Origin of the sequence: Sphingopyxis sp. (genome assembly GCF_035998905.1) — a bacterium.
Classification (GTDB): Bacteria; Pseudomonadota; Alphaproteobacteria; order Sphingomonadales; family Sphingomonadaceae; genus Sphingopyxis.
This window is the reverse complement of sequence record NZ_DASYHG010000013.1, coordinates 1-2744: the sequence shown is the minus strand read 5'-3', so window position 1 is coordinate 2744 and position 2744 is coordinate 1. Positions and strand designations below refer to the sequence as shown.

At 62.2% G+C, this 2744-nt stretch carries 3 protein-coding genes and 1 pseudogene; 3 read left to right on the top strand and 1 reads right to left on the bottom strand.

Going from position 1 to position 2744, the window contains the following annotated elements; genetic code table 11:
* A pseudogene (locus VGN62_RS05445) lies at window positions 1-140 on the bottom strand (ATP-binding protein); the annotation flags it as partial.
* A gap of 220 nt (window positions 141-360) precedes the next feature.
* On the opposite strand from VGN62_RS05445, the gene VGN62_RS05440 reads away from it, so the two are divergent.
* From VGN62_RS05440 to VGN62_RS05430, 3 genes are all read left to right on the top strand, one after another.
* Entirely contained in the window at window positions 361-1176 is an 816-nt protein-coding gene (locus VGN62_RS05440; protein ID WP_327451679.1) for an IclR family transcriptional regulator, read from the top strand.
* A 233-nt stretch (window positions 1177-1409) separates the two neighbouring features.
* Window positions 1410-2018, top strand: coding sequence for a hypothetical protein (locus VGN62_RS05435; protein WP_327451678.1), 609 nt, complete (start codon window positions 1410-1412; stop codon window positions 2016-2018).
* A gap of 167 nt (window positions 2019-2185) precedes the next feature.
* The coding region (locus VGN62_RS05430; protein ID WP_327451677.1) for a tyrosine-type recombinase/integrase at window positions 2186-2744 on the top strand (559 nt) is incomplete at its 3' end.

Genomic DNA, 2744 nt, shown 5'->3' with positions numbered 1-2744 from the left:
TGGAACAGCAACTGCCCTCCCGAGCGGGCGAACGGCAGATAACCGAGCTCGTCGAGCACGATCAGGTCGAGCCGCGACAGCTGCGCCGCCAGGGTCCCGCCTTTGCCGATCCGGGTCTCCTCTTCGAGGCGTGTCACCAGCCTCTCCCGGCGTCGCCATGATCGTCTGCGTACCGGCGGGTCTTCCCGTCCGAATCAGGCAGTCCGTTCGGGGTGGCGGCAAAATTGTTCCGGGTCAATCCATATTGTCTCTATATATAATTCATCGTCTCATTATATGGGACGTTAAATCGGTTAGCGCCGTGAGGATTTGGGTGTAGCTGTATCGCCGCCGCGCGGCGGACCGCGGCAGGGAGGTTTGATGGATCAGGGGAAGCAGAGCGGCGAAGCGAAGCGGGCAACGGACGACGCCGATCCCAGGGGACCATCGCGCCCGGTCGGCCTCGCCCTTCGGCTCGTGGAGCGGGTCGCCGAATGGCAGCCGGTGGGTGCAAGCGACCTCGCCCGGCGCCTCGCACTGCCCAAGGCGACGGTCCATCGCCTGTTGCTTGCGCTGGAAACTTTCGGCTGGCTCGAACGCGACGGCGGCAGCCGCCCGCTATGGTCAGTCTCGATGCGGCCCATCGCTGTCGGGGGGCGCGCGATCGAGTGGAAGAGCGGGCTCAGGATAGCGGCGCTGTCGGTGATGGATGCCCTCCGGCACGAAACCGGGGAATCCATCCATCTCGGTCTGGTGGACGGAGAGAATATCGTGCTGATCGAGCGCATCGACGGCGTGAACAGCGTGAACATCTTCCTCCCCGTCGGAACAAGCTGGGATCTCAGCTGGTCAAGCAGCGGCAAGTCGGTCCTCGCGCATATGCCGGAAGCCGAACTGGAAAACTTTCTGAAGACGCCGCGCTACCGGCGAAAATCCGAAACGGACATCATCCCGGTCGCGGAGCTGCGCGACGAGCTTGCCCTGATCCGTGAGCGCGGCTTCGCGATATCGGTCGGGGTTCCGCCTGCGGCGAGCAGCAGCATCGGCGCGGCGATATTCGACAAGCGCGGCAAGCCCTTTGCGGGTCTCTCGATTACCGGCGCGTCCGACCGTCTCCGCGAGGAGCAGCTCCTCGCGCTTGCGCCACGGCTCGTTGCCGCCGCGCGGCGGATTTCGATTGGTATGAGCATGGATTAATTGGCCGGTACCGGTCGGGCGGCTTTTGGGAACGTATCTCGGCAAGCAGACATTCGCGCAACAACCTTGCGGCAGGGCCAAACGCCTGTCGTCGGCCATCGTGATGGCAGCTATCGATTAATGTGAAAGCCTTGCAGCGAGCACCATCGCGGGCGCATCCGATTGGCTATGCTGTTGATCCCAAACCAGATGACACGTACCGGGCGTAGGGTCAAAGGTGCGTGGAGGAAGACATGCTGGGAAGAATTCTGACTGTGATCGTGGGAACATCGCTTACTGTCGGCGCGGCAGCGCAGCCCCAAAGCCAATCGGTCAGTGATGCCGAAGTCGAGGCATTCCAGAATTTCTCGACGCCGAAAGCCAACAACGATTGGGACGTCTCGAAGATCAGAGACACCTGCTGGGCGATCATAACCTATCAAAATATTCTTCACGCGAAAGAGGCCCATCGAGAGGTTTCCCTGACGCATGATTTCGCCAAGATGTCGGGCGAGCTACGCGCCTATACAAAAGGTGAGCGAAACCCCCACCTGCGCGAACTCAGCACGGGAGTTGGCGATTTCGCGATCTATTTTGGTCGGCCACTGGTCGGAACTTGGGTCGACAACGTTCGGCTGGAGGTGGACGCCAACCACGGGCAGGATATCTACAGCTTTCGCACGCCCGTGGAAATCGGCGGTTTTCTCAACAGATTTGAGCAACTGCCGGGCTTCTCGATCTATACGGGCGATAAAAGGAAAAAGCTGTTCGACGGATACTCCGAAGGCAATGTCACCGGCGTGCCCAAGATGAAGGAGTGCCTGAAGGCAGGTGGATGGACGCCGCGGTCAGGGGCGAAATAGCGTCTTCAAAGGCGACGAATACAATTGTTCGATGCTGGCCGTTGCACGAACCGCTGCGCGGATTGGCGCTAGCCTCAATGTAAAGGGGCCGAGCGAGCGCCGCGCCTGATTGAACGTCGGCTGCCGCAGGCAGACCCTTTCGGCTCCTTTACCTGAGGAGTCGAACGATGAACGAGCTTATCCAGATTGGCCCGATCAGCCCGCTGCGCCAGCGGCTGATCGACGATATGACCATGCGGCGCTTCTCGAAGGAGACGCAGCGCAACTATCTGCGCGACGTCGGACGGTTCGCGACCTGGCTCGGGCGCTCGCCCCACACCGCGAGCGCCGAGGATGTCCGGCAGTTCCAGATCGAGCAGCAACAGGCGGGCGTCCCCGCACCAACGATGAACAGCATCGTCGGCGCGCTGCGGTTCTTCTTCACGCACACGCTCGACCGCCCCGACCTCGCGCGCAAGCTGGTCCGCACGAGGCAGGTTCGCAAGATCCCGGTCGTGTTGACGATGGCCGAGGTGAAGCGCCTGCTCGATGCGACCCGCTCGCTCAAGCACCAGGCCGCGCTGTCGGTCGCTTACGGCGCGGGCCTACGCGTCGCCGAGGTGTCGGCGCTAAAAGTCACCGATATCGACAGCAAGCGGATGCTGCTGCGGATCGAGCGCGGCAAAGGCGGCCGCTACCGCAACGCCATGCTGCCCGAAGGCCTGCTCCTGCTGCTGCGCGACTGGT

Bases quoted from the DNA above. Each gene is read 5' to 3' on its own strand.
- VGN62_RS05435 (WP_327451678.1), top strand. From the start codon at position 1,410: ATGCTGGGAAGAATTCTGACTGTGATCGTGGGAACATCGCTTACTGTC.
- VGN62_RS05440 (WP_327451679.1), top strand. From the start codon at position 361: ATGGATCAGGGGAAGCAGAGCGGCGAAGCGAAGCGGGCAACGGACGAC.